17 protein-coding genes are annotated in these 23,056 nt (G+C 52.7%); 12 read left to right on the plus strand and 5 right to left on the minus strand.

From position 1 onward, the window contains the following. Nucleotides 1-96: 96 nt before the first annotated feature. Nucleotides 97-993: an aldo/keto reductase gene (locus tag ACFOLF_RS22840; protein WP_210038711.1), complete on the plus strand. Its 897-nt coding sequence runs from the start codon at nt 97-99 to the stop codon at nt 991-993. A gap of 139 nt (nt 994-1,132) precedes the next feature. On the opposite strand, the gene ACFOLF_RS22845 is transcribed toward ACFOLF_RS22840, so the two are convergent. The 4 genes from ACFOLF_RS22845 to ACFOLF_RS22860 form a co-directional block, all read right to left on the minus strand. After that, nucleotides 1,133-1,555 carry a DoxX family protein gene (locus ACFOLF_RS22845; RefSeq protein WP_210038712.1) on the minus strand — a complete coding sequence of 141 codons (423 nt, stop codon included), beginning with the start codon at nt 1,553-1,555 and terminating at the stop codon, nt 1,133-1,135. A 34-nt stretch (nt 1,556-1,589) separates the two neighbouring features. Next, nucleotides 1,590-1,862 carry an SRPBCC domain-containing protein gene (locus ACFOLF_RS22850; protein WP_379113512.1) on the minus strand — a complete coding sequence of 91 codons (273 nt, stop codon included), beginning with the start codon at nt 1,860-1,862 and terminating at the stop codon, nt 1,590-1,592. Nucleotides 1,863-2,197: 335 nt separating this feature from the next. Then, entirely contained in the window at nt 2,198-2,896 is a 699-nt protein-coding gene (locus ACFOLF_RS22855) for an SDR family oxidoreductase (RefSeq protein ID WP_210038713.1), read from the minus strand. Nucleotides 2,897-2,976: 80 nt separating this feature from the next. After that, nucleotides 2,977-4,017: a LacI family DNA-binding transcriptional regulator gene (locus ACFOLF_RS22860; protein WP_210038714.1), complete on the minus strand. Its 1,041-nt coding sequence runs from the start codon at nt 4,015-4,017 to the stop codon at nt 2,977-2,979. A gap of 212 nt (nt 4,018-4,229) precedes the next feature. Here ACFOLF_RS22860 and ACFOLF_RS22865 point away from each other — a divergent pair, with 212 nt between their 5' ends. Beyond that, complete coding sequence (locus tag ACFOLF_RS22865) at nt 4,230-5,063, plus strand: sugar phosphate isomerase/epimerase family protein (RefSeq protein ID WP_210038715.1); 834 nt, start codon at nt 4,230-4,232, stop codon at nt 5,061-5,063. Between the two features lie 122 nt (nt 5,064-5,185). On the opposite strand, the gene ACFOLF_RS22870 is transcribed toward ACFOLF_RS22865, so the two are convergent. Continuing rightward, nucleotides 5,186-5,719, minus strand: coding sequence for a GrpB family protein (locus tag ACFOLF_RS22870; protein ID WP_210038716.1), 534 nt, complete (start codon nt 5,717-5,719; stop codon nt 5,186-5,188). A gap of 199 nt (nt 5,720-5,918) precedes the next feature. Between ACFOLF_RS22870 and ACFOLF_RS22875 the strand changes: the two genes are divergently transcribed. The 10 genes from ACFOLF_RS22875 (at nt 5,919) to ACFOLF_RS22920 (ending at nt 22,734) form a co-directional block, all read left to right on the plus strand. Continuing rightward, a complete protein-coding gene (locus tag ACFOLF_RS22875) occupies nt 5,919-6,206 on the plus strand; it encodes a DUF6509 family protein (RefSeq protein ID WP_210038717.1) in 288 nt (95 codons plus the stop codon). A 147-nt stretch (nt 6,207-6,353) separates the two neighbouring features. Next, nucleotides 6,354-7,277, plus strand: a complete 924-nt coding sequence (locus ACFOLF_RS22880) for a S66 peptidase family protein (protein ID WP_210038718.1) — start codon at nt 6,354-6,356, stop codon at nt 7,275-7,277. A gap of 95 nt (nt 7,278-7,372) precedes the next feature. Continuing rightward, a complete protein-coding gene (locus ACFOLF_RS22885) occupies nt 7,373-8,389 on the plus strand; it encodes an LLM class flavin-dependent oxidoreductase (protein ID WP_210038719.1) in 1,017 nt (338 codons plus the stop codon). 229 nt (nt 8,390-8,618) lie between these two features. Continuing rightward, nucleotides 8,619-10,430 carry a sensor histidine kinase gene (locus ACFOLF_RS22890; protein ID WP_210038720.1) on the plus strand — a complete coding sequence of 604 codons (1,812 nt, stop codon included), beginning with the start codon at nt 8,619-8,621 and terminating at the stop codon, nt 10,428-10,430. Further along, complete coding sequence (locus tag ACFOLF_RS22895; protein ID WP_210038721.1) at nt 10,427-11,587, plus strand: response regulator; 1,161 nt, start codon at nt 10,427-10,429, stop codon at nt 11,585-11,587. The genes ACFOLF_RS22890 and ACFOLF_RS22895 overlap by 4 nt, the downstream gene beginning before the upstream one ends. A 27-nt stretch (nt 11,588-11,614) precedes the next feature. Beyond that, entirely contained in the window at nt 11,615-12,460 is an 846-nt protein-coding gene (locus ACFOLF_RS22900; protein WP_210038722.1) for an AraC family transcriptional regulator, read from the plus strand. Between the two features lie 132 nt (nt 12,461-12,592). Beyond that, nucleotides 12,593-13,567, plus strand: a complete 975-nt coding sequence (locus ACFOLF_RS22905; RefSeq protein WP_210038723.1) for an ABC transporter substrate-binding protein — start codon at nt 12,593-12,595, stop codon at nt 13,565-13,567. A gap of 158 nt (nt 13,568-13,725) precedes the next feature. Next, nucleotides 13,726-14,817, plus strand: a complete 1,092-nt coding sequence (locus ACFOLF_RS22910; protein ID WP_210038724.1) for a PdaC/SigV domain-containing protein — start codon at nt 13,726-13,728, stop codon at nt 14,815-14,817. A 307-nt stretch (nt 14,818-15,124) separates the two neighbouring features. Continuing rightward, on the plus strand, nt 15,125-18,040 hold the full coding sequence (locus tag ACFOLF_RS22915; RefSeq protein WP_210038725.1) for an Ig-like domain-containing protein: 2,916 nt from the start codon (nt 15,125-15,127) through the stop codon (nt 18,038-18,040). A 587-nt stretch (nt 18,041-18,627) separates the two neighbouring features. Further along, nucleotides 18,628-22,734 (plus strand): IPT/TIG domain-containing protein, encoded by a 4,107-nt coding sequence (locus tag ACFOLF_RS22920; protein WP_210038726.1) that lies wholly within the window; start codon nt 18,628-18,630, stop codon nt 22,732-22,734. Nucleotides 22,735-23,056: the final 322 nt, after the last annotated feature.

The following is a 23,056-nucleotide window of genomic DNA, read 5'->3' on the forward strand; positions in this document are numbered from 1 at the left end:
GGGTAATCCAGGTTATGAATTGCTGCTGAAACAAGTCAGCCAAGGGTAATGATTCTTGTGAATTCTGGGAAATTGGGAAAGCGAGGCATGGACGACATGGAGAAACGACAGTATGGACGTACCGGTATGAATGTGAGCATCTTGGGATTGGGGGGAGCGGAAATCGGCTTTCAGGGCATCACCGGGGAACAGGCGGACAAGCTGCTTGGAAGCGCGCTGGATGCTGGCCTGAATCTGATCGATACCGCGGAATGCTATGCGATCAGCGAGGAATTGATCGGCAAGACGGTGAGGCATCGCCGTGACGATTATTATCTGTTTACCAAATGCGGGCATTCATCCGGTATTGATTTGCCCGATTGGGATCCCGCTCTGCTGGAGCAAAGCATTGACCGCAGCCTGAGCAGGCTGCAGACGGACTATGTCGATGTCATTCATCTCCACAGCTGCTCGGAAGATATCCTGCGGCAAGGCGATGTGATCGATGTGCTGAAGCGGGCCAAGGAGAAGGGGAAAACCCGGTTTATCGGGTACAGCGGGGACTCTTCGGCCGCCCTGTACGCGGTGCAAAGCGGGGCGTTTGACTCATTGGAGACATCCATCAGCATCGCGGATCAGGAAGCGATCGAGCTGACCTTGCCGGAAGCGGCCAAGCGGGGCATGGGCGTTGTCGTGAAACGTCCGATTGCCAATGCGGCCTGGAAAACAGGCAAGCTGCCGGAAGATGAATATCCGCGCGAATATTGGAGGCGGCTGCAGGAATTGAACTATGATTTCCTGGATGGCGGCCTGAGTGAATCGGTGGGAACGGCCCTGCGCTTCACGCTGTCCATCCCCGGCGTTCATGCCGCAATTGTCGGCACGGCCAACCCCGGGCGGTGGTTGGAGAATGCCAAGCTGCTTGAGGAGGGGCTTCTTCCCCGGCAGCAGTACGAGGCCATTCGAACGCGCTGGAAGGAAATTGCCGGTGCGGATTGGGTTGGCCAGGGTTAAATCGGAAGATGGCTGCCGGAGCGGATTGGTAAGCCAAGGTTAAACCGGATTAAGCATGCCGGACTATGCTTCATCATCCGTAGCCAGTGCGCGCCGACATGAGTAACGGCGCGCACTGGCTGTTTGGTTTTTATTTTCTTCAGACCTGAATTTGGGCATTTTCAGAAGAATAAGCGGAATGGGAACGAATCGAAGCTGCTGCTTTTGATCTTTTATGATAGAACACATAAGAACCGGCTATGAACAGGAATCCGATAATGACGGCCAACCAGCTGCCTGCAGGGTCGCCCACGGCCATGCTTGAATACATGGCCCCTGCCAGATCAAAAACCAACCCGGCATAAGCCCACTCCTTGATTCGCGGAAATCCGGGAATCAGGATGGCTGCGACACCCAGCAGCTTGGCGATTCCAAGAAAGGGCAGCAGGTAGTGGGGATAGCCCAGATGATCGAATAATTCAACGGCATCGGGTACGGACATGATGTCAGGGATGGAGCCAACAAGCATTAAGGCTGCCAGAGGGCCGGTAAATATCCAGTAGATCAGTGTATTTCTTTTCATTTGTTAATCATTCCTTCCTGGTTTAAGTTCACAATTACATAAGTTTTGCCAATTGCTCCTCGAAACGATCAAGCGTTTCTTTGGCCCCTTCAACGGCTCCGTATTCTTTTACCACAGTATCCGTCTCTTCTGCCGACTTGAAGAGGGACCGCATGGTAAGACGGGTCTTATTGCCCTGCTCGGCGAACGTCACCGTGACGTGAAATTGCTCGTCATCTCCGTCACCGCCATGGGAATAGACGAGGCGTCCCGGTCTGACAACCTCAATATAAGTAATTTTGCAGCCGGTTCGGTTCGGCCAAGGCAATAAAGCTTGAATTCATGAGTTGAATATACCCCAACAGGAATATTCCTGTCAAGGAATATTATAAACATATTTTGGTGCGTCTTTGCATCATGTTTTTGATGGCTGGTTTTCGTTCCCCAAAAAAAACCGCCTCCTTAAAGGAGACGGCGGATGGAATGACTATTAGGGATATGGCATTTGAATGCTATACCCCCAGCGCTATGGGCAGGCCGGGTTATTTCCAGACAATCGTGCATCTCGAAGAGATGCGCATGAAGTTCTGCATTCCTCGAAAGATGGGCATACAAGCGTGTGCAGCCTCAGAAGAACCATTCAATGAATGGTCGCCCGCGCCTTTAAATAGGCATTTCTTTACCGGAGAAATCAACGAAATTGAAGCGGCTCTCCGGAACGATTTTGCGTTCGATCTGATCCACGATGCCGCGGGCGCTGTTGCCCGGATCGTTCGGGGCCGTTGCTCCGCCCATATCCGTCCGCATCCAGCCGGGGTGGATGCTGAGCACCTGAATGCCGCGGCCTTTCACATAGGAAAGCAGCTGCTGCGAGAACATATTCAGCGCGGTTTTGGAAATCGCATAAGGATAATCGCCCGGATAGGCATTCGTGATGCTGCCCGCTTCCGAGGAAATATTAATGATCGCAGCATCCTTCTCCGTCAAGAGCGGCAGGAAATGCTTGACTACACGCATCGGACCGTAAAGATTGATCTCAAATGTATTCACCACATCGTCCATATCCAGGCTCTCAATTTGCGTGTTGCGGGCTACCAGAATCGCCGCGTTATTGACGATCGCTCCAAGCGTCCTGCCCTCCTGCTGCATCCGGGCAGCAAGCGCTGCTATGCCTGCTTCGTCGGTTACATCCAGCTCGGCGACGGTAAGCCGTTCTCCGTACTTGGCGGCAAGTGCCGACAGCTTGTCATTTTCCTGACCGGGGCTTCGCACTCCTGCTATTACGGCATGTCCCCGCTCCAGCGCTTCAGCGGCAATCTCGTAGCCCAATCCACGATTGGCGCCTGTTATAAGCAAATTCATTGTTATATCCTCCTTCAAATGGTTGGTAAGCATACAGATCTGAATGATAGACGAACGCGTGTTTATGGAATTGAAAAAATTCACACCCTCCGGCATGAATCCCGGACCACAAGGCTGCATTCGAGTGTGATTTGTTTCACATCGTCGGTTGGCTGCTCGATCTTGCCGATGAGGATGGAGGTCAGCTGCTTCAGCATGTCGCTGAAATCGACCCTGATCGTCGTAAGCGGCGGATGATGCTTCTCGCTGAGCGCATGATCATCGAAGCCAATGACGGATATATCCTCCGGCACCTGCAGTCCATGCTCCTTCAATGCCCGGATCGCTCCGAAAGCTACGCTGTCGTTGGCCGCTATGATGGCTGTCGGCCGTTCCCCATTCTTGCGGAGAAAGGAATAGATCGCCTCATATCCGCTTTCTTCATGAAAGCTGCCATCCAGCACCCAATCCTGATTGACCTGCAAACCGCATAGCTGCATGGCTTTCAGGAAGCCCTCGTATTTTGTAGGGCCTGATAGACGGTTCATATCGCCGTTAATAACGCCAATCCTGGTATGCCCGAGTCCTGTCAAATAAGCGACTGCCTGCTTCATGCCGGAATCATTGTTGAAATTGGCGACTATCCGGTTGGATTGGGGAATTTCCGGATGCTGCTGATCCACAACGCCGACGATGAAGCCTTCGGCAATAAGCTCTTCGATGAATGGCTCACGATTGGCGGCGCCAATGAAGATCCCACCGTCAATCCGGCGCTGGAAGAAGATCTCCTTCACATTTCTGACCGTTTCCTGGTCGCTTGCGTCACGAATGATATGCGTCAGCACGTAATAACCGTAAGCGGAGACATCTTCAATGACACTTACGATCATCCTGTTCACCAGCATGTCGCTTGATACATGCCCAGGCGCAATCAGGAACAGCCCGATGGTGCGCGCGCGTTTGCCGGCAAGCACCTGAGCGGAAGCATTGGGGAAATAATTATACTGCTGGATCACTTTCATGACTTTCTCACGCGTCTTCGGCGGAACGTTGGCGTAATTGTTGATAACTCTGCTGACCGTGCTTCTCGATACGCCAGCCAAACGGGCGATCTCAACGCTGTTTATATCCGCCTTTTTCACAATGTCCTTCAGCCTCTTTCGTAAACACGTGTTTATGGGTCAATCATACACAATATTTGAAATCGCTGTCAATCTATTAAACCCCTCAACTGTCCATTTTTCGGCGGTGCTGCAAAACCGGACTTGTATAAACGCGTGTCTATGATATACTGTCCGCAACATCAAGTATTTCCTGCTAGCGACAATCGTATGAAAGAAAGGAAGGGATTGTAATGAGGCTTGGTGGCCAGGTGTTTCTAGAAGACAAGAATCCGGAGAGTTGGTCAGCCGCATTGCGGCAAGCGGGGTTTCGCGCAACAACCTGCCCGATTAACGGGGAAGACGATATCGGCGAGCTCGAAGACTATCTGAAGGCGGCGCGGGAGCATGATATTCTGATCTCGGAGGTTGGCGCCTGGAGCAATCCGATCAGCCGGAACGAGGAAACAAGGCGCAGTGCCGTCGCCTACTGCATCAAGCGGCTGGAGCTCGCGGAGCGGATTGGCGCCCAATGCTGCGTCAATATCGCCGGTTCCCGCGGAGAACAATGGGATGGGCCGGATCCGGACAATTTCAGCGACGAGACCTTTGATCTCATTGTGGAGACGACACGCGAAATCATCGATGCGGTCAAGCCGGAGCGTACCGTATTCGCATTGGAAATGATGCCCTGGGTATTCCCCGACTCTGCCGACACTTATCTTGCTCTGATCAAGGCGATTGACCGCAAAGGCTTTGGCGTCCACTTTGACCCCGTCAACATTGTCAGCAGTCCCCGGACCTACTACCGGAATGGCGAGATGATCCGTGACTTTTTTGCCAGGCTTGGGCCTTATATCCGTAATTGCCACGCCAAGGACATTCTGCTGCACGGCAAGCTGACCGTTCATCTGGATGAGGTCATACCGGGCCGCGGGATGCTCGATTACCGGATATTCCTGAGTGAATTGAACAAGCTGCACCCGGATACCACCTTGATCATCGAGCATCTGTCTACCAATGAGGACTATCAGCAGGCCGCGGATTACATACGCAAGACCGCCTTGGAGCTGCATATCCCGTTGTGAGGAATACGTTAGAGAAATGATAACCGGAATATTATCACGGAGCGAACGGAGGGCCTGCCGCCGGCAGGCCCTCTTCATGCTGAAATATTTGTGCTGCAGCCGGAGGAATTCAGCGGTTTCCGCTACAGTTTCGGGGACAAATCATGGCCTTCGTTTTTTGCCAATCCGATAACCGAGTTAATGAAGGGTGCTTTTAACAACGTATATGTAGCTCTATCCTCAGCATACAGGGATGCGAGCTGTTTCTTAAGCCGGGCATATTCCTGAGCTTTCTCCGGGTTGCTTCTCAGGTAATTGCGAAACCGTATATTATTGCTCCATTCCTCGCTCTGCAGTTCATAAACATGCAGATGATGCGTACCCTTCCGCCATTCTCCCTTTCTAAAGAATCTCCGGTTTGGAAAGTCCGCTTTGGGGACATATTCGTAGCCTATTGCGCATAACGGCCCGATAAAGTCATCCGCTTCCGCCAATTTGCTTACTCCAACCGCAATATCCAGAATCGGCTTTGCCGGCAGCCCCTGAACGGAGGTGCTTCCTATATGCTCAATAACAATCGTCTTATCGTGCAGCGCCGATTGCAGCCTTGCCTTCTCGTATTCGAACTGCTCCGCCCACTCTGATTGATAGTCGGCAATGATCACTTCCTCCGCCATTTTTCATCCCCCTGAGCATCCTGAATATTGCGGAACCCACGCTTGCTGCCTGGACAAATCCGCATGGAGTATAATACCACAATGTTTATCGTTGGACTTGTATGAACACGGCATTTTTTGGGCATAACGTGAAAACTGCATCTTTTTCCGTCCAGTGTAAGGTATAATAAGATCCAGATGTGCCAGAGAGGATGATCAGATGTTTAAGGTTACGGAATATAGTGCGGATTTGGTGAAGGATCCATTTGGGATATTGACTGGAAAGCGTTATGAGTTTGTGCTGGATCTGGATGTGCCGGAGGAAGACGAGCTGCACTCCGATAAAGGCGTCTATATAAAGCTCATTTACATCGTGGACGAGAACCGCGAGGGTATTCTCAAATATGAACTGCATGAGAGAACATCCGATCTGATACTCGATTTCGAGATGGAAGAGGATGAAGAGGAAGCGATCGCCGCTTTCTGCAAAGAGCATTTGCCGGCTTGACGACCGGCTTTGGCAATGCGAAGGAAGAGGGTATAGGGATGCAAGGGCCTTGTATGCCCTTCTTTTTTTTGCCCAATAACCGCATACCAGTTCCGCCTCCATTCATAATCTAATAGCAGAGGAAGTTTTGGATGGAGGTTTGGGAGAATGGCCATTAAACCGTTAGCTCTTCAGCGGGGGGATACGATCGGCATTGTAACGCTTGGAAGCCCGCTGGCTGCGGAGAGAATAAATGCCTGCATCGCCTATTTGCAGAGCATGGGGCTTCAAGTACTTCTGGGACGGTATGTATATGCGGAGAACGGCTTTCTGGCAGGCTCGGATCAGCAGCGCGCGGAGGATTTGATGAGCATGTTCACCAATCCAAGGGTGAAGATGATTCTTCCTGTCAGAGGCGGAGTTGGCGTGGAGGGAATTCTGCCGTATTTGGATTATTCCGTGATCAAAGCGAATCCGAAGCTTATCAGCGGGTACAGCGACATTACCATTCTGCTGAACGTGTTATATCAGTATGCGGATATCGTAACCCTCCACAGCCTGCTGCTGCTTGACTTCAGGGCGAATACGCCACCCTATAATTTCGAGCAGTTTTTTACTGCGACCTCATCTACTGCGGTTCCCCGTCCTCTGGTCAATCCGCCCGGTATGCCGCTGACGGGCAAGGTGCCGGGCAGTGCCACGGGACCGATCGTAGGAGGGAACATCACGTCTCTCATCGGTTCGCTCGGTACGCCGTACGAGATCGATACAGCGGGGAAGATTTTCTTTATTGAAGAGACGCATGAGCCGATCAACCGGGTGTACCGTTATGTGGAGCAGCTGAAGCTTGCCGGAAAGTTCAGCGACGCCTCCGCTATCCTCATGGGTGAATGCAACGAATGCGCAGACGCCTACGGTGTCTCCTATGAGGACTTGATCAACGAGGTGATGGTGCCGCTGGGCAAACCGCTTATCACGAATCTGGCTTCCGGCCATGGACGCTACAAGGCTGCTGTCCCGATTGGAGTCGTGGCAAACCTTAACAGCCATACTCAGACCGTTACACTGCTGGAGCCGGCTGTCCGGTATTGATGCTGCAATGGGGGCCAGGCGTTTGCGATTGGCTGCGCCTTTCGTTATCATGAGTGTACGGGTTGTCATGATTACGAAATAAGCCAAAAGGTGTGATGAAAATGCGGTTAAGCGTATTGGATCAATCGCCGGTACCGGAGGGAAGCACCGCGGCGGAGGCTTTGAAGCAGACGGTAAGGCTGGCAGAGCTGGCAGAACGGCTGGGCTATCATCGATTCTGGGTATCGGAGCATCATAATACGGAAAGTCTGGCGCATTCGAGCCCGGAAGTATTCATCTCGCATATCGCAGCGAATACCTCGACGATTCGCGTAGGCTCGGGCGGCGTGATGCTGCCTCATTACAGCGCGTACAAAGTGGCGGAGAATTTCCGTCTTCTTGAAGCATTGTACCCGGGACGCATCGATATGGGGCTGGGACGCGCGCCAGGCGGCATGCCCATTGCCACAAGAGCGCTGCAGGAAGGTAATGCAGGCACGGTTGACCGTTATCCGCAGCAGATTGAAGATTTGCTGCATTATCTGAATGTCGCCAACCATGTGAATCACCGGTTTCCCGGGTTGACGGCATCCCCTGCGATAAGCTCGGCGCCTGAAGTGTGGCTGCTTGGCTCTAGCGGGGACAGCGCCATGCTTGCCGCGGAACGCGGCGTCTCCTTCGCTTTCGCCCAGTTTATTAACGGGAGTGGCGGGGCCTCCTATGTAAGGGATTATAAGGAAACATTCACGCCTGCCCTCCCAGGCGGCAAGCCTTCGGCGATGGTGGCGATATTCGTCGTTTGCGCAAAAACCGACGAAGAAGCGCAGAGATTGGCGTCGAGCTTCGATTATCAATTTCTGCTGCTCGAACAGGGCCGGTTCAGCGCCGGGATTGCGCCCCCGGAGAAAGCGCTGGCTTATCCGTATTCCGAGGTGGAGAGAATGCGGGTGCGTGAGAACCGCAAGCGGGTGGTCGTCGGCTCCCCGGAGACGGTGAAGGAGCAGCTGCTGCGCCTGGGCCGGGAATATGATACCGAGGAAATTATGGTCGCGACCATCGTCCATGATTATGAAGCCAAGCGGATGTCGTTCAAGCTGCTGGCGGAGGCGTTTGGGCTGCCGGCTGCGGAGTAGATGATTGTGAGAAACGGAGGACAGCTGTGATGCAGCTGTCTTTTTTTTGAAGCTTAAACAAGCTCATAAAATAAATGACCGAAAACCGCATAAAACAAGGATTTTTAGCACTCTCTGTCGAATTTGAACTAAGGAAGAGTCCGGGTTTCGGATGAAACCTTGCAGTATAGGCTGGATAAATCGTCTGCAGGGTTGGTTACCCATGTAAGTGATGTAAGGAGCGGCTTTTGTGGATACAAGACAATGGATGTCGATATTGCTTTTTTTTGCAACGGCGCTGATGCTGTTCGTGTCATTTCTGTCCTACCGGAAACGCCATCTGCAGGTTGCGCGAACGATGATTTACCTTATGCTGGGAGCATCGTGTTACTCATTTGGCTACGCGTTCGAGATTTTGAGCACAAACCTGCGCGACGTGAAGCTTTCCCTCCAGTTCGAATATTTGGGCATACCGTTTGTTGCGACATTTTGGCTCCTGCTGGTCATTCAATTTACCGGCGCGGCAACCCGGCTCCGGAGACGATACGTATTATTGCTTTTTATCATCCCTTCAGCGACCTTCCTCATCCATTTGACCGATGACTGGCATCATTTCTTTTATAAAGGATACATACTTAGGGCGGATGAAGCCGTTCCCATGTACACCATGACTATGGGACCCTGGTATCGGGTGCACGGATTTTACAATTATGGCATCATGGTGTGCGGATTGCTGCTGTTTATACCGATGTATCTGCGGTCTTTGCCTATTGTGCGGAAACAAATTATGGTTCTTATTCTGGGTGCGGCCGCCCCCTTGCTCTCTAATCTTGCCTATGTATACAGCAAGGGAGAAACAATTGACTTTACGCCGTTCGGATTTGCCGTCTCGGGGGTCGTTTACGTTTGGGGCATTTACCGGTTCAACTTGCTGCGCTTGACGCCGCTGGCGTTTGCCAAAGTATTCGATACTATCCGGGACGGCGTTATCTTGATGGATTATGAGGATGAAATCGTGAATTACAATCTCGCCGCCGAAGAGGTGTTTCCAGAGCTCGGCCGTGCAAAAGGCTACCCTGCGAACGGCAAGGACATTTTGTCGGCTTCCCCGGAGCTGCTGGAGTGGATTTCCGCTGCGGACAGCGGGGATGAACGCTTCCCGTTTCGGCGTCTGCGGGATAATCGGCACAGGCATTATATTTGCAGCATGTCTTTTATTTACGATACCGGGAAGACCCCGATTGGCAAAATGCTGATGTTCAACGATATTACGGAGTGGATGGAGAATGAGGAGCGCCTGCGGGAAAATGCCCGCCAGCTGTCCCAGCTGAACACGTTCAAAGACAAGCTGTTCACCGTCGTGGCCCATGATATCCGCGATCCGATCGCGCTTCTTGTCAGCCTGACCGAGCTCTTGGGCGAGGAACCGACGGATCCCGATATTGCGCATGCCGAAGTGTTCCAGGAAATCAGAAGGCAGGTAAGCAGCACCTTCCATCTCGTTGATAATTTGCTTGACTGGTACCGCAGCCAAAACGGGAGAGTCGTTTTTCACCCGGTGGTGTGGAATCTGAAGCAGGTTGTGCGGCAGAGCGTGGCGCTTGCCGGGACTCGGGCCGCCATGAAGCAAATTCAATTGACGGAGCTTGTGGACGAGCTGTTGACGGTGAATGCCGACAAAGAGATGCTCGACCTTATTCTCCGGAATTTACTATCGAATGCGATCAAGTTTACCGGACTTGGCGGAAGGATCGAAATCGGAGCCTCTTTGGAAGAGGGTCTGGTTAAGGTTTACGTGAGGGACAACGGGTCGGGCATCGATGAGGAGACGTCAAGGCTGCTGCGGCAGGAAGAGCTGTTCTTCAAGGGTCCGGGCTTCGTGAGTGAAGGAGGAGAGATGAGATTCGGTCTGGTGCTGACCCGCGAATTTCTCCGCATTCATGGAGGCAGCCTCCAGTTTGACAGCATACCCGGAAAAGGAACGACCTTTATATTCACATTGCCTGGCTCCGCCGGCGGCACGGGAACGGTTAAGAACGATGAAACGGGGTTGGGCGCATGATGAAAGTAATATTGATTGATGATGATCCTGTGATGCATCTGATCTTGCGGAAGATGCTGGTCAAGTTTCCCGGAGTCCAGGTAGCGGGGGCTTTCAAGGATACACAGTCCGCAGCCGCATTTCTGAGCGCCAACAACGACATCGGGCTGGCTTTCGTGGACATTTCCATGCCGGGCGAAAGCGGGATGGTGTTTGCCTCCAGGATGGAGGAGGCGGGCGGCGGGGTGCAGATCGTATTTGTCACGTCGAGTAAAGAATTTGCCGTAAAGGCCTATGAGCTGTCCGTGGTGGATTATCTGGTTAAGCCCGTGTCCCAGGAGCGGCTGGAACGGACGGTTAACCGCGCGCTGGCGGGCAGAGAATCCTTCCGTATGCCGCCGCTGAAGGATCCGGCTGACAAGGGAACAGGTGAAATTATCATTACGGCGCTGGGCGACTTCTCCATACAGAACGAATTGGGCCGCGTGAAATGGATTTCCAGCAAAAGCGCCGAGTTGTTCGCATACTTGCTGCTGCATCGGGGCAAACGGATTGCCCGTACCCGGCTGGTTGGGGATATTTTCGGGGGCATGACCAGGGAAAGTGCGGAGAAATATTTGAATACGGCTGTCTATCAGCTGCGCAAGTCATTGGAGCCGCTTGGTTTGCGGGAGGTTGTACGTTCCGAGAATGATGGTTATGCTTTGGAATTAACCAACGCCGTTATCGACTACGAGGTGTTTGAACAGCAGGTGGGAAAGCCCGGGAACATTGAGGCGGACGACATGGAAAGCGTGCTGCAGTTCGAAAGGCTGTATACAGGAGACTTGTTCGGCAATAAAGCCTATGTATGGGCGATATACGAGACGGAGCGCCTTGCCGAGCTGTATGCCTCCTTCGTAAAAAGGCTCTCCGAGTTGTTAATATTCCTGCGGAACAGGACTGCCGCTTCGAAGCTGCTGCTTAAGCTGCATGCCCGCAATCCGCTGGACGAATCGGTCGTAAGTCTGCTTATGAAGATACACGGACAGGAAGGAAACAAAAAAGGCTTGACCGCCCAGTATACCGATTACGTAAAGCTGCTCAACAGGGAGCTTGGCATTCGCCCGTCCAAGGAACTGCTTATGCTGTATGACTCGCTTGTAAGCGAAAAAAATAATCAAATGTCAAAGGCATGAGAACAGGAAAGGAGGCCGCTGGCCGCAATGGAAGTGGATTTGAATGAATTGGCGGGCCAAATCGCCGGAGGACAGCTGTCCGTAGACGGTGTTTATCGAGTGTTTTTACCGTCAGGCTCCTATCCTGCCCATACCCGTGAATACCCGACTCCCTTTTCCGGGTTTGTATTTGCGCTGCGGGGAAGAGGGACCTTCATCTTCGAAGGACGGGAGGCCTATGAGCTGATTCCTGGAAAAATCGTACATGGGGCGAAGAATATGGAGCTCTCTCTTGTCATAGACGAGCCTGGCCTGGAGTACTGCCTGATTCATTACACACTTGCCCGTGAAGCGGTAGCTGAAAGGCAGCGCTATGCGGACACCCATTATTCGCTTGAGACCGGCGAGAATGCGATCATTGCTCAGCTGCTTCAGCTGCTGCACGAAGTATATGGCGTCCCCGGCCATATGTCGGCCGTTCGAATCAAAGAATTATTTTACAGTCTGCTCTATGAATCATTAACGGCAGCCCGCAATCAGCAGAACCGCGAGAGTGAAGAGCTGATCAGACATGCGATCGAGCACATACATAACCGTTACAGGGAGCCGATAACCTTAGCCAGCCTGGCGCAGCTGGAAGGGCTGGAGGTCAAGCAGTTCTCCTATTTATTCAATAAATACAGCGGGATGTTTCCCATTGATTATTTGATTCAGCACCGGATGAAAAGAGCCAGGCAGCTTCTGGCGCAAAGCAATTGCAGCATAAGCGGGATCGCGGAGAGCATCGGGTACAATGACCCGCACTATTTCAGCCGTCTGTTCAAGAAGCATACCGGGAGCTCGCCGAGAGCCTTCCGGTCCGGTCTGGGTAATAATCCACATTTACTTGAGTAATTGTCTATTCCCCTCCTGCCTGTTTATGCTTATAATTTACATTGATAATGAATATCATTATCATAATATAACAAGCTTCAGAGGCTTGAGGCTTGAGGCTGGACAGACGATAAGGGTGGAGGAACAGATATCATGTCAGGATTACAGAAGAAAAGCAGGTTCCGGTTCCGGACAGCTTGGCTGCTTGGAGCAGTGCTAATCGCAATCGCGGGGTGCGGAGCTCCGAATGCCGACAAAGCCAATGACGGTGCGGCGGCAGAGCCTGCGCAGCAGGCTGCGGAATTCCCCAAGGTCATCAAGGATGCCAAGGGAGAAGTAGCGCTGGAGTCAAAGCCTGAAACCATTGCCGTGACCTATTTCCCTTACGCTGAGCATCTATTCGCCATTGGACAAGCCGATGCTGTCACGGGTGTGGTGGGGCTCAAATCGCTTCAGAATTTCCCGGTGTACAAGCCATTCCTAAGCGACGGACGAATCGCCGATCTGGGGGATGAAGCGAATCTCGAGAAGATAATGGCCCTGGCTCCGGATGTCATTATCACCTCGGATTATGAAGAGGCGATTTATGATAAACTTGTAAAAATCGCTCCGACGATCGTGATTCCCGTTTCGGAGAAATGGGAGGATACAATCACGAAGGTTGCAGAAGTGATCGGTGAAGAAGAAGCGGCGCAGCAGTATATCGATTCGTACCATAAGAAGCTGGATGAGGTTGCGGCCAGGATGGAGCAGTCGGGGGAGAAGGGGAAGACAGCTGTGTTTATGATGACCTGGGGCAAAGGCTTCTATTATTACAGCGGCCCCAGAATGGAGCCCTATTATAAACAGCTTGGCTTCAAGGAGTTTGACGATATGGAGGATTACGGGGAGATTAGCCTGGAGGGCCTCAGCAAATGGAATCCCGATTATATCTTTCTCGGCCAGGACTTTACCAATGCCGCAGAGCTGACTGCCGACGAGCTTGCGAAGAATGCGGTGTGGAACAGTCTGGCCGCGGTGAAGAATAAGAAGATGTTCATCGTGGACACGGAAATCGTGGGCCCGCTCGCCATGGGTCAGTTCAAGGGATTGGAGTTCATGGATCAAATTATGAGCGGGAACAAATAGTCCCTGCGAAAGTAAGATAAACGGGAGGCTAAACAGCCTCCCGTTTATTTTTTGCTCTAAGAATGCAACCTTTCTTGATTTAATACCGTTTATTGGATGATGCATTCATTTGACTTACAGGTGGGCGATTGCCCGACACATGAAGGGATTGTTGACAATTGAAAAGAAATAATAAGAAAAAAAAGCTGCTTGCCCTGACTCTTGCAGCAGCATTTCTCGCATCTCCAGTAGCACTGTCAATTGCTGATCATGCGTCTGCCGCAGCTTCCAGTTCGAAATTCAAGATTACAGCCCAGCCGTTTAACATAGAAGGAGCTAAAACGAGCATCGGTACGATCAATAAAGAGGGTTCGACCTACATTGCGCTGAGGAATTTTAATACGGCCTTGGGGCTGGTCACAAATTTTGATAAGAATACCCAGATAGCTAAAATTTCAGGTAACGACCGGCTGCTGGAGATTAATCTGAAAAGCAATGCCATCACATTGAACAACCAACTGATTGCCGGACCTCAAGTGATTGTTCAGGATAATACGACTTACCTGCCGCTTCGCTTTTTGCTGGAGCGTATGGGTTATGAAATTGCCTATGAGCAAAGCACAAAGCTAATTGGAATTCATGCGATTCAAGAGAATGATCTGCAAATTCAATCTGAAGTTATCGGTGCGGATGGAGACGGCAAGTCATTATCGGTTTACTATCCTGTGATCTCGGGTTATAGCAATGTGGAGGTCCAACAGAAAATTAATGCATTTTTGAAGCAGGAGGCCGACAAGCATGCTGCGGCTGGATCGACGGAAATGGACCCGGTTGTAAAAGGAAACAATGAAATCCTGGCCGGTGATCCAAAGGCTGAGGTTCGGCAGCCAAGCCTCGACGGCCGGTATACCGTTACGTATAATGAGAAGGGCAGATTGAGCCTTTACGTGGATTATTATGTCTATTCGGGTGGAGCACACGGGATTACTGCACGCGTGCCTTATACATTCGATCTGGCAACGGGCGATCTGCTGTCATTGAAGGATGTCATTGAAAAGAATGCCAATTATGTATCCGTCATTAACAATGAGATTAAAGAGCAAATTAAAAGCCGGAAATTATCGTTGATTGCTCCTTTTGAGACTATAGAGGCGAATCGCGATTATTTCCTCAACCGCAATGGGGTTGTTATTTACTTCACGCAATATGAATACACAGCATTTGCTGATGGAATGCCGGAGTTTGTTATTCCGTATTCGGCGTTTAAATAACTGTGCTAATGAAGGAAGAATGCAGACAGGCAGGTCATAATCTGTTAATCACGTTTAATTGAGCGCTACAGCCGATCCCAACTAATGGGGGTCGGCTTTTTTTTGTAAGACGGATTGTAGTATGAAGTGTTCAGAAATAATTTACCCTTAATAGAAGCTGTGGCAGCTATACCATATGTGATAGACTTTACAGTTTACAGACGAATTTTTATAGAAAAGGCAGTATAATTGATGGCGGTGTACCAGAAAGGGAATTAGAAGACGATAATAGGAAGAAGACGTATTTTCAAAGGGAGAGCTGAAATATTTGATAAATGCTGTGTTCCAGAAAAAGGTAATGCCGTTGCTTCTTATTGCTTTCATGATCTTATCTTTATTTCCCGTATCCAACAGGATTCAAGCGGCAGCGAGCGGAGTCGGCAGCGCACCAACGGTGACGATCGCCTCCAGTGAATCGAACCCCACGAACAATGGTACGATCCCAATCACGATCAGCTTTAGCGAGCCGGTTACGGGTTTTTCGCTGCTGGGTGTAGATGTGGGCAATGCAGCTGCAAGCAACTTACAAACGGTTGACAACATAACGTACACGGTAAATATCACACCAGCTTCAGACGGGGAAGTGACTGTAGGCGTACCAGACGGGGCTGGGGTAAATATTGCAGGCAAAGGCAATACGGCATCCGCGCTATTTTACATTACCTATGATACAACCGCACCGACATTGACGATCAGTTCCAGTGAATCGAGCCCAACGAATAGCAGTACAATCCCGGTTACGATCGGTTTTAGCGAAGCGGTTACGAATTTTGCGATGGAAGACGTAGCGGTAAGCAATGGAACAGCGGGCAATTTTCAGACACTGGATAACAAAACGTACACGGTAGATATCATACCAGCGTCAGTAGGACAAGTGACCCTGGAAGTGGCAGGCGGGGCTGCGATAGACGCGGCGGGCAACGGCAGCATGGCTGCTGCGCCATTCAGCATTATTTATTCTGACACGACAGTACCTGCGGTGACGATCGCCTCCAATGAATCGAACCCCACGAACAACGGCAGGATCCCGATCTCGATTCGGTTTAGCGAAGCGGTTACGGGCTTTACGTTACTGGATATAGAGGCGGGAAATGCAGCTGCGAGCAACTTACAAACGTTTGATAACATAACGTATACGGTAGATATCACGCCAGCGTCAGACGGAGAAGTGACTGTACGTGTACCGGATGGAGCTGCGGTAGATGCCGCGGGCAATGGCAGCACGGCGTCCGCACTATTTCACATCAACTATGATACGACTGCGCCGGTATTGACGATTAGCTCCAGTGAAGCGAGCACAACGAATAGCGGGACGATCCCGGTTACGATCCGTTCTACCGAAGCGGTTACGAATTTTGTGTTGGAAGACGTGGCGGTAAGCAATGGAACAGCGGGCAATTTGCAGGCATTGGACAGCCAAACGTATACGGTAGATGTCACGCCAGCGTCAGACGGAGAAGTGATCATAAATGTACCGGGCGAAGCTGCGGAAGATGCCGCGGGCAATGGCAGCACGGCGTCCGCACTATTTCACATCATCTCTGATACGACTGCGCCGGTATTGACGATTAGCTCCAGTGAATCGAGCCCAACGAATAGCGGGACGATCCCGGTTACGATCCGTTCTAGCGAAGCGGTTACGAATTTTGCAATGGAAGACGTAGCGGTAAGCAATGGTACAGCGGGTAACTTGCAGACATTGGACAGCCAAGCGTATACGGTAGATGTCACGCCAGCGTCAGACGGAGAAGTGATCATAAATGTACCGGGCGGAGCTGCGGTAGATGCCGCGGGCAACAGCAGCAAGGCGGCAGCGCCATTTAGCATGACTTATCATTCGCCAACACCGCCGGTGACTTCACCAACACCGCCGGTGACTTCACCAACACCAACACAGCCTGCAATGCCAAGTGAACCGGGCACAAATGATTGGGAATTTGATATCCTTGTCAACGGCAGGGCTGAACGTGTCGGCAAGGCAGCAATACAGGAAGCAAACGATCAACAAGTGACCACGATCACAATGGACGAGGAAAAATTAGCGCAGCTCCTTAAAGAAGAAGGCGAGCGGGCGGTCATTATAATTCCCGTTACAACAGATAGCGATGTTGTCATTGCCGAATTAAACGGACGCCTGGTCAAAGATATGGAAGCGCAGCAAAATGTTGTGGAGGTTCGAACAATGCAGGCAGCCTATACCTTGCCGGCGGAGCAAATCAATATCGATGCCATTTCGCAACGCTTTGGGACAAATGTCGGGCTGCAGGACATCAAGGTTCGGCTTGAAATCGCCAAACCGTCACCTGAAGCGATACATATGGTGGAGCTCGCAGCTGCAAACGATGGATTCGCACTGGCAGCCCCTCCGGTAAATTTTAAAGTGAGTGCCGTACACGGCGATCGCCAGGAAGAAGTGACGAAGTTTAATGCGTATGTGGAGCACTCCGTTGCATTACCGGAAGGCGCGGATCCAAGCCATATTACAACTGGTATTGTTGTGGAGCCGGACGGGACTGTTCGCCCTGTTCCGACAAGAATTGCAGTTATTGATGGAAAATCCTACGCACAAATAAACAGCTTGATCAGTGGCATGTATTCCGTTGTTTGGCATTCTCTCGCATTTAAGGATGTGGAGAATCACTGGGCGAAGGAGGCGGTGAATGATATGGGTTCACGCATGGTAATCGACGGGATCGGCAACGGGCTGTTTCTGCCGGATCAATCTATTAGCCGTGCTGATTTTGCAGCGATTATGGTTCGGGGGTTGGGCTTGCAGTTAGAGAGCGGATCGACTCCATTCACGGACATGTGCCAGAAAGAGGAGGGGTATCAACAAGCAGTTATTACCGCATATTCCTATGGCTTAGTGAGTGGTTTCGAAGATGGCAGCTTCCGGCCTCTCGACAAGATTACGAGAGAACAAGCAATGGTGATAATCGCGAAAGCCATGAAAATCACATATCTGCAGGGTGTGAACGCTGCTCAAACTTCAGACCATGTACTCCATTCATTCACCGATGCAATAAATGTGTCTGACTGGGCGAAGAGCAGTTTTGCAATCTGTGTGCAAGCCGGCATTGTATCGGGGAGAGACAACGGTCAACTGGAGCCTAAAGCGTTTATAACAAGAGCTGAGACAGCGCTGATCATGCAACGGCTGCTGCAAAAGTCCGATTTAATATAATTCATGATGGTTCAATAAGGCTGATCCAATAACCATTGTCAAAAAAGTCATGTGAATAGCTTCCGACTAACTGAGGGCATCCAATTGGGTGCCCTTTATTTCTGCTCGATAGGTTATACGTGAACCGCAGTATAAGCAATGGAAACAGGAGGATCGCCCGCATGTTGGCAAGGAGTATATTACGATTTGTTCTCCGCAGCTTGTTTAATTGACCTGCTGATTTCAAAATACATCGAACTCTGTCACACCCTGCCGGTTTCGGCAAACAACCGGGGACTGCGGGTTCAAACAATCGGGAAAAGCAGACTTGGCAGCGTACAGAGTAGGTCGATTGAATGGATATCCTACTCGGTCTTTAGGCGCTTGCTGCGAATTTTGCAGTCTGGAATATTTAACTAGTCGAATAAAATGAAAACGGTTGAATCACACCGGATTTGTCTGATTTTCCGGGATTTAAGGTTCCCGGTCAGAGCGCAGGGCTGACGTCATATATGCCTTCATCTTGGCAGCTTCGCGGATATAAGAATTGTGGCTGTTCGAATTTACGAATGGAATAACGCAAGGTAAATCCAAGAGGAGGTATGAGAATGGAAAAGGGAACCGCTTTATTCTTATTGAAAAACGACAGCGAGGGGGCCTATGACGGTTCAATCAAAGGAATTTCCATTGCGCAGACCGTCAATGCGAAGGTCCTTGACGGCGACATGGGCTTCCATCTGGACAAAGGCTACATCGAACTGGCGGGCAATAAAGCGTTAGAGTCGCTGCAGTCCTTTACGCTGGAAGCAACCATCGCTCCCGATGGGGTGGACGGCGGCAGGCAGACCATTATGGAGGCGCAAAGTCCCTCGGTAGCCCTGTATCTGGAGGCAGGCGGCAGGCTCGTTGGCGCTGTTCACACCTCCGCAGGCTGGGAGACGCTGGACAGCGGCAGCGCGCTGATCAAGGCGGGCGAAGCAGCCGGCGTCCGGTTGACCAGGGATGATTCCGGTATCATGGAGCTTCATATTAATAATCAGGTTGTGGGATCCAAAGCGGTCTCGAGCCCTATTCAAAATGTCGGACAGCTTGGCTTCAAGCTGGGGGCGGGCATCGACGGCCACAGCAGCGCGTTCACGGGAAGAATCGGCCAAACGGTTATCCGCAGCGGTGCGGTGAGCGCCAATTTCGCGACGCTGAAGCAGCAGCAGGCAGCGGGCATCGAGCAATCCGTGAGGCAGGTGGTCGGCAATCCCAACATCAAGGTTATTCTGCAGCCTGATATCAGCCGGGCGCGCCTGCAGCCGGTGAAGGATCTGATGAATGCGGCCGGTGTCGAGAAGCTGACGGATCTGGGGACCCTGAAGTTCACGGCCAAGACAGTTATGACGCCTGGCAAAATTCTGATTGCCCCGCGCAAGACGTCGGCTGCCGTCATTGACTGGCCCCAAATTGCGCTCCAGCTGTCCTCCATAACAGATGTTGTGGCGAAGCGGGATAGTCTGGCGAAGTATCTGGTGAACCGCAACAGCACATCCACTCTCAGGAGATGGCTGCCGCCGTCGCAGAACACGCCTCCCATATCGACGATTCCCCGTCCTGGCTTTCCGGGAGGAATAAGTATTCCGACCGTTACCAGAACGTCTCCGGCTGCCGGTTCGCGAAGTCTGGATGCCGTGAGGCGCGGCGGAGTTCTGATGCCGACCAATGTCCTGCGCGAGAGTCCGGTTCTCCGCCAGTCCTTGCGCAACACGTCGATCTCGGAGCTGATCACTGTTAACCGTAACGCCATTCAGCTGAATGATGTGGCGATCATCGACAAGCTGGAGCTTCTCAAGCCGGCGGACTGGCCGTCCCTTTCGGAGAAGGGGGCACAGCTGTTCAGCCTGAAGACTATTCCCGTATCCAGTGCCGTTATTATCGCCCATACGCTGGATCTGACGGAAACAGAGCTTGTGGTGGAGCCCAACGTATCGACCTTCTATATCATCGCCGAGAAAATCATCTGCGGTGATCAAGCCAGGATCACCTGGCGCAGACCGGGCGGTGAAACCCCTCCAAGGCTGGATAATCCCGATCTGAACGGCCGGGGATGGTCCGGTGTTCATACCAAGCCGGATTCCCGGGATGGTCTGAACGGCGATGACGGGCGCTCCGGTGAGCCGGGTATTGATGGGGCGAAGGGGGCGGTGGCCCCCAATCTGGAAATGTGGGTGCGCGATATGAGCGCTATGCCCAATCTCGATTTGAATGGAGAAGACGGCCGCAAGGGCGGGCTTGGCCAGCGCGGCGGCAGAGGCGGCGACGGCGCTGACGGGGAGGCGGGCGACCGGTGGTGGGCATTCGGCTGGCATTGCTGGGAGGATCCGGGCGATGGCGGTGAAGGCGGCGACGGCGGTGCCGGCGGACGCGGAGGCCGCGGCGGCAACGGGGGAGCAGGCGGCAATATTACGATCGGCGTATTGGACGGAACGCTGGTATCGACGGTGACCAGCCGCGCGTTCAAGATCAAGAATCAGGGCGGCCAGCGCGGACGCGGCGGCAATGGCGCCGAAGGCGGTTTTCCGGGCTTCGGAGGCAGAAGCGGCGTGGGCGAAACCTGTAAGGATGCGCGGGATGGAAGAAGCGGGGCACAGGGGCAGCGCGGCAATCCGGGTATGGATGCCGCCTACGAGGGCCTTGATGGAAGCATCCAGTTTTTTGAGTTTTCCGATGATGCCTGGGAGGACCTGCTGGAACGCCCTTGGCTGTCGGAAATCACACCGACCCAGGCGTTCCCGGGGGATAGTCTGACGCTTCGCGGAAGCCATTTCACCAGCCACGACCGCGTCGTATTCGGAGGGACCGTGCTTGTGCCGGCAGTTAATGCGGATGAAAGCTTGTCCGTCACGATTCCGCTGGATGCGGCAGGGGGAGAGAAGACCGTATACGTGCGCCGCGAGGACGCAACAGAGAGCAACCGGATCACGATGCGGGTCAAGCCGCAGCTGGATACCTTCGTGGCAGCGCTGATACCGGGCTCGACCATCGCGCTTGCGGGACGCGCTTTCCTGCCGGGAGCCTCGGTGCTTGTTAATGGTGCTGCGGCACCCGCGGATGTGCTTGGCCGGACCCAGCTCACCTTTGTTATGCCGGGAACCGGCGGGACGGGCAGCGCAGGGGGCAATGTATCGCTTCAGGTGCGCAACCCCGATGGTCTGGTCAGCAACGGCCGATCCGCATCGGTAGCCAGGGTACTGGAAATTCCGTTCAAATACGGCGTCCATAATTTAAAATTCGGCAACTTCACGGATGGCGTCCCGGATTGGGGGACGTACAAGGATACCTTCGGGGCAGCGGAAATCTGGCATGAGCAGCTGGACCCGGTATTTGGCCACCCGATCCTGACAGCGGCCTTCTACGGCTTCTATCATTATTTCCTCAAGGGGACGGCCAACGGCGGACTGGCTACCGGCTACTGCACTTCACTGGCAAGCATCGTCGCGGATAATTTCTGGCAGGGACGTACGGATACGCCGACTTTGACAAAAGCAAAGCTGCAGGAGCAGCTGACCGGCGTGCACGGCAAGCTGCTCAGCCGTGAAAGCCTGATCCACTTTCATGATCAGGGCCGCGAAGGAACGGCGCGGGTGGAGAAAACCTGTCGCGAGATTGAAGCCGCGTTCCTGCGCGGCTGCGACCGCGACAACGCTCCGCTGCTTTTCTTTATCCCATCGGGCGAGGTTTGGGATGCAGGGTATACGGACAAGCTGAGCAGCTCGCATTGCGTTATGCCTTACAAGTTTGTTTATCCGAACGGACATCCCGGGCCACAGCTGTCCGCCGACGGAATAACGACGATTAACGACCTTGACGGCGTCGAGATGTTCGTATGGGACTGCAACCGTCCGGAATCCGATCAATGCAGGCTCAAATTCAAGCGTAATGGAGGCATCTTCGAATTTGAATACTTTGCCGATCCGGGCGTGGTGAGCTTCCGCAGTCAGGATGGCATTACGCTGGGACTTATGACGAACGGCCAGTATATGCTGGCTGATCACGATCTGCCCTTCAGCGGACCGTTCGGGCTTACCCGCTTCGTGTTCGACTTCCTGCTCTCGCCGGCCGATCTGCAGATCACGGACGAGAACGGGCTTGCGACCGGCCGCTTCGGCTCGCAGCTGCATGCGGGCATTCCGGACAGCCATCCATGCTATCTGATTCCCGGAGCATACCTGCTGCCGGAAAATGTGCCGCTCTCGCGGAAAATTGTCGGCACCGGCGCGGGGACCTATACCTACAACTCCATTCTCCCCAACGGTTTGTCGATTGTCATCTCGGATGTATCCACGACAGTGGGACAGGAAGACCTGCTGTCGACGAATGCCGATTACACGCAGCTTCGTTTTACGCCAGGGGCGGAGAAGGAATTCACGATGACGATTGCCCGCCAAATCGACGATCAGGTACGGGCGTTCGCGATTCAGGGAATTGGCGGAGGACCCGCCGCAGGACTGGACATCACGCTGTCTCCCGAAATGTCGGTCGTGCGTATCGGCAACCGAAGCAGCGCGAAGACCGTCGAGGTGCGCGCCTTCACGATCGATAAAGCCGCCAATTCGCCCCAGAACGATAAGGTGGAGGCTATTCATCTGCCAAGCAGCTACGATCTGGTCGTTGCAGTACCCGACTGGACAGTGCTGGATCTGAACGTGCAGACGATCAGCTTCAGCTAGAGGGAAATCAGGAATGAACAAGGCCGGGCAGGCAATTGCTGCCCGGCCTTGTTCACGTTCAGATATAAGGCTGGGAGAGCGAATAGGCCGGAGAGTGAGGAGCCTGAGGTGTTGCGGGTGCGCGGGGCAGCGGCAGCAAGGTTTTCCCCTGCTGGAGTGACCAAATAGCGGCGGAGATGCAATATAAGCAGGAAAAACCAAAAAAAACCGGCTTGAGGGCCGGAGACGGGCGATGCCGGTGTACGGCGAGTCTTACCACTGAAGAGGGGTTGTCCTGCAGCTCGAGTGCGGAAAAAGTTAAAGTGGGTCCCGACAGGGACGT

This window comes from Paenibacillus sepulcri (assembly GCF_042647105.1).
Taxonomy (GTDB): domain Bacteria; phylum Bacillota; class Bacilli; order Paenibacillales; family Paenibacillaceae; genus Paenibacillus_Z; species Paenibacillus_Z sepulcri.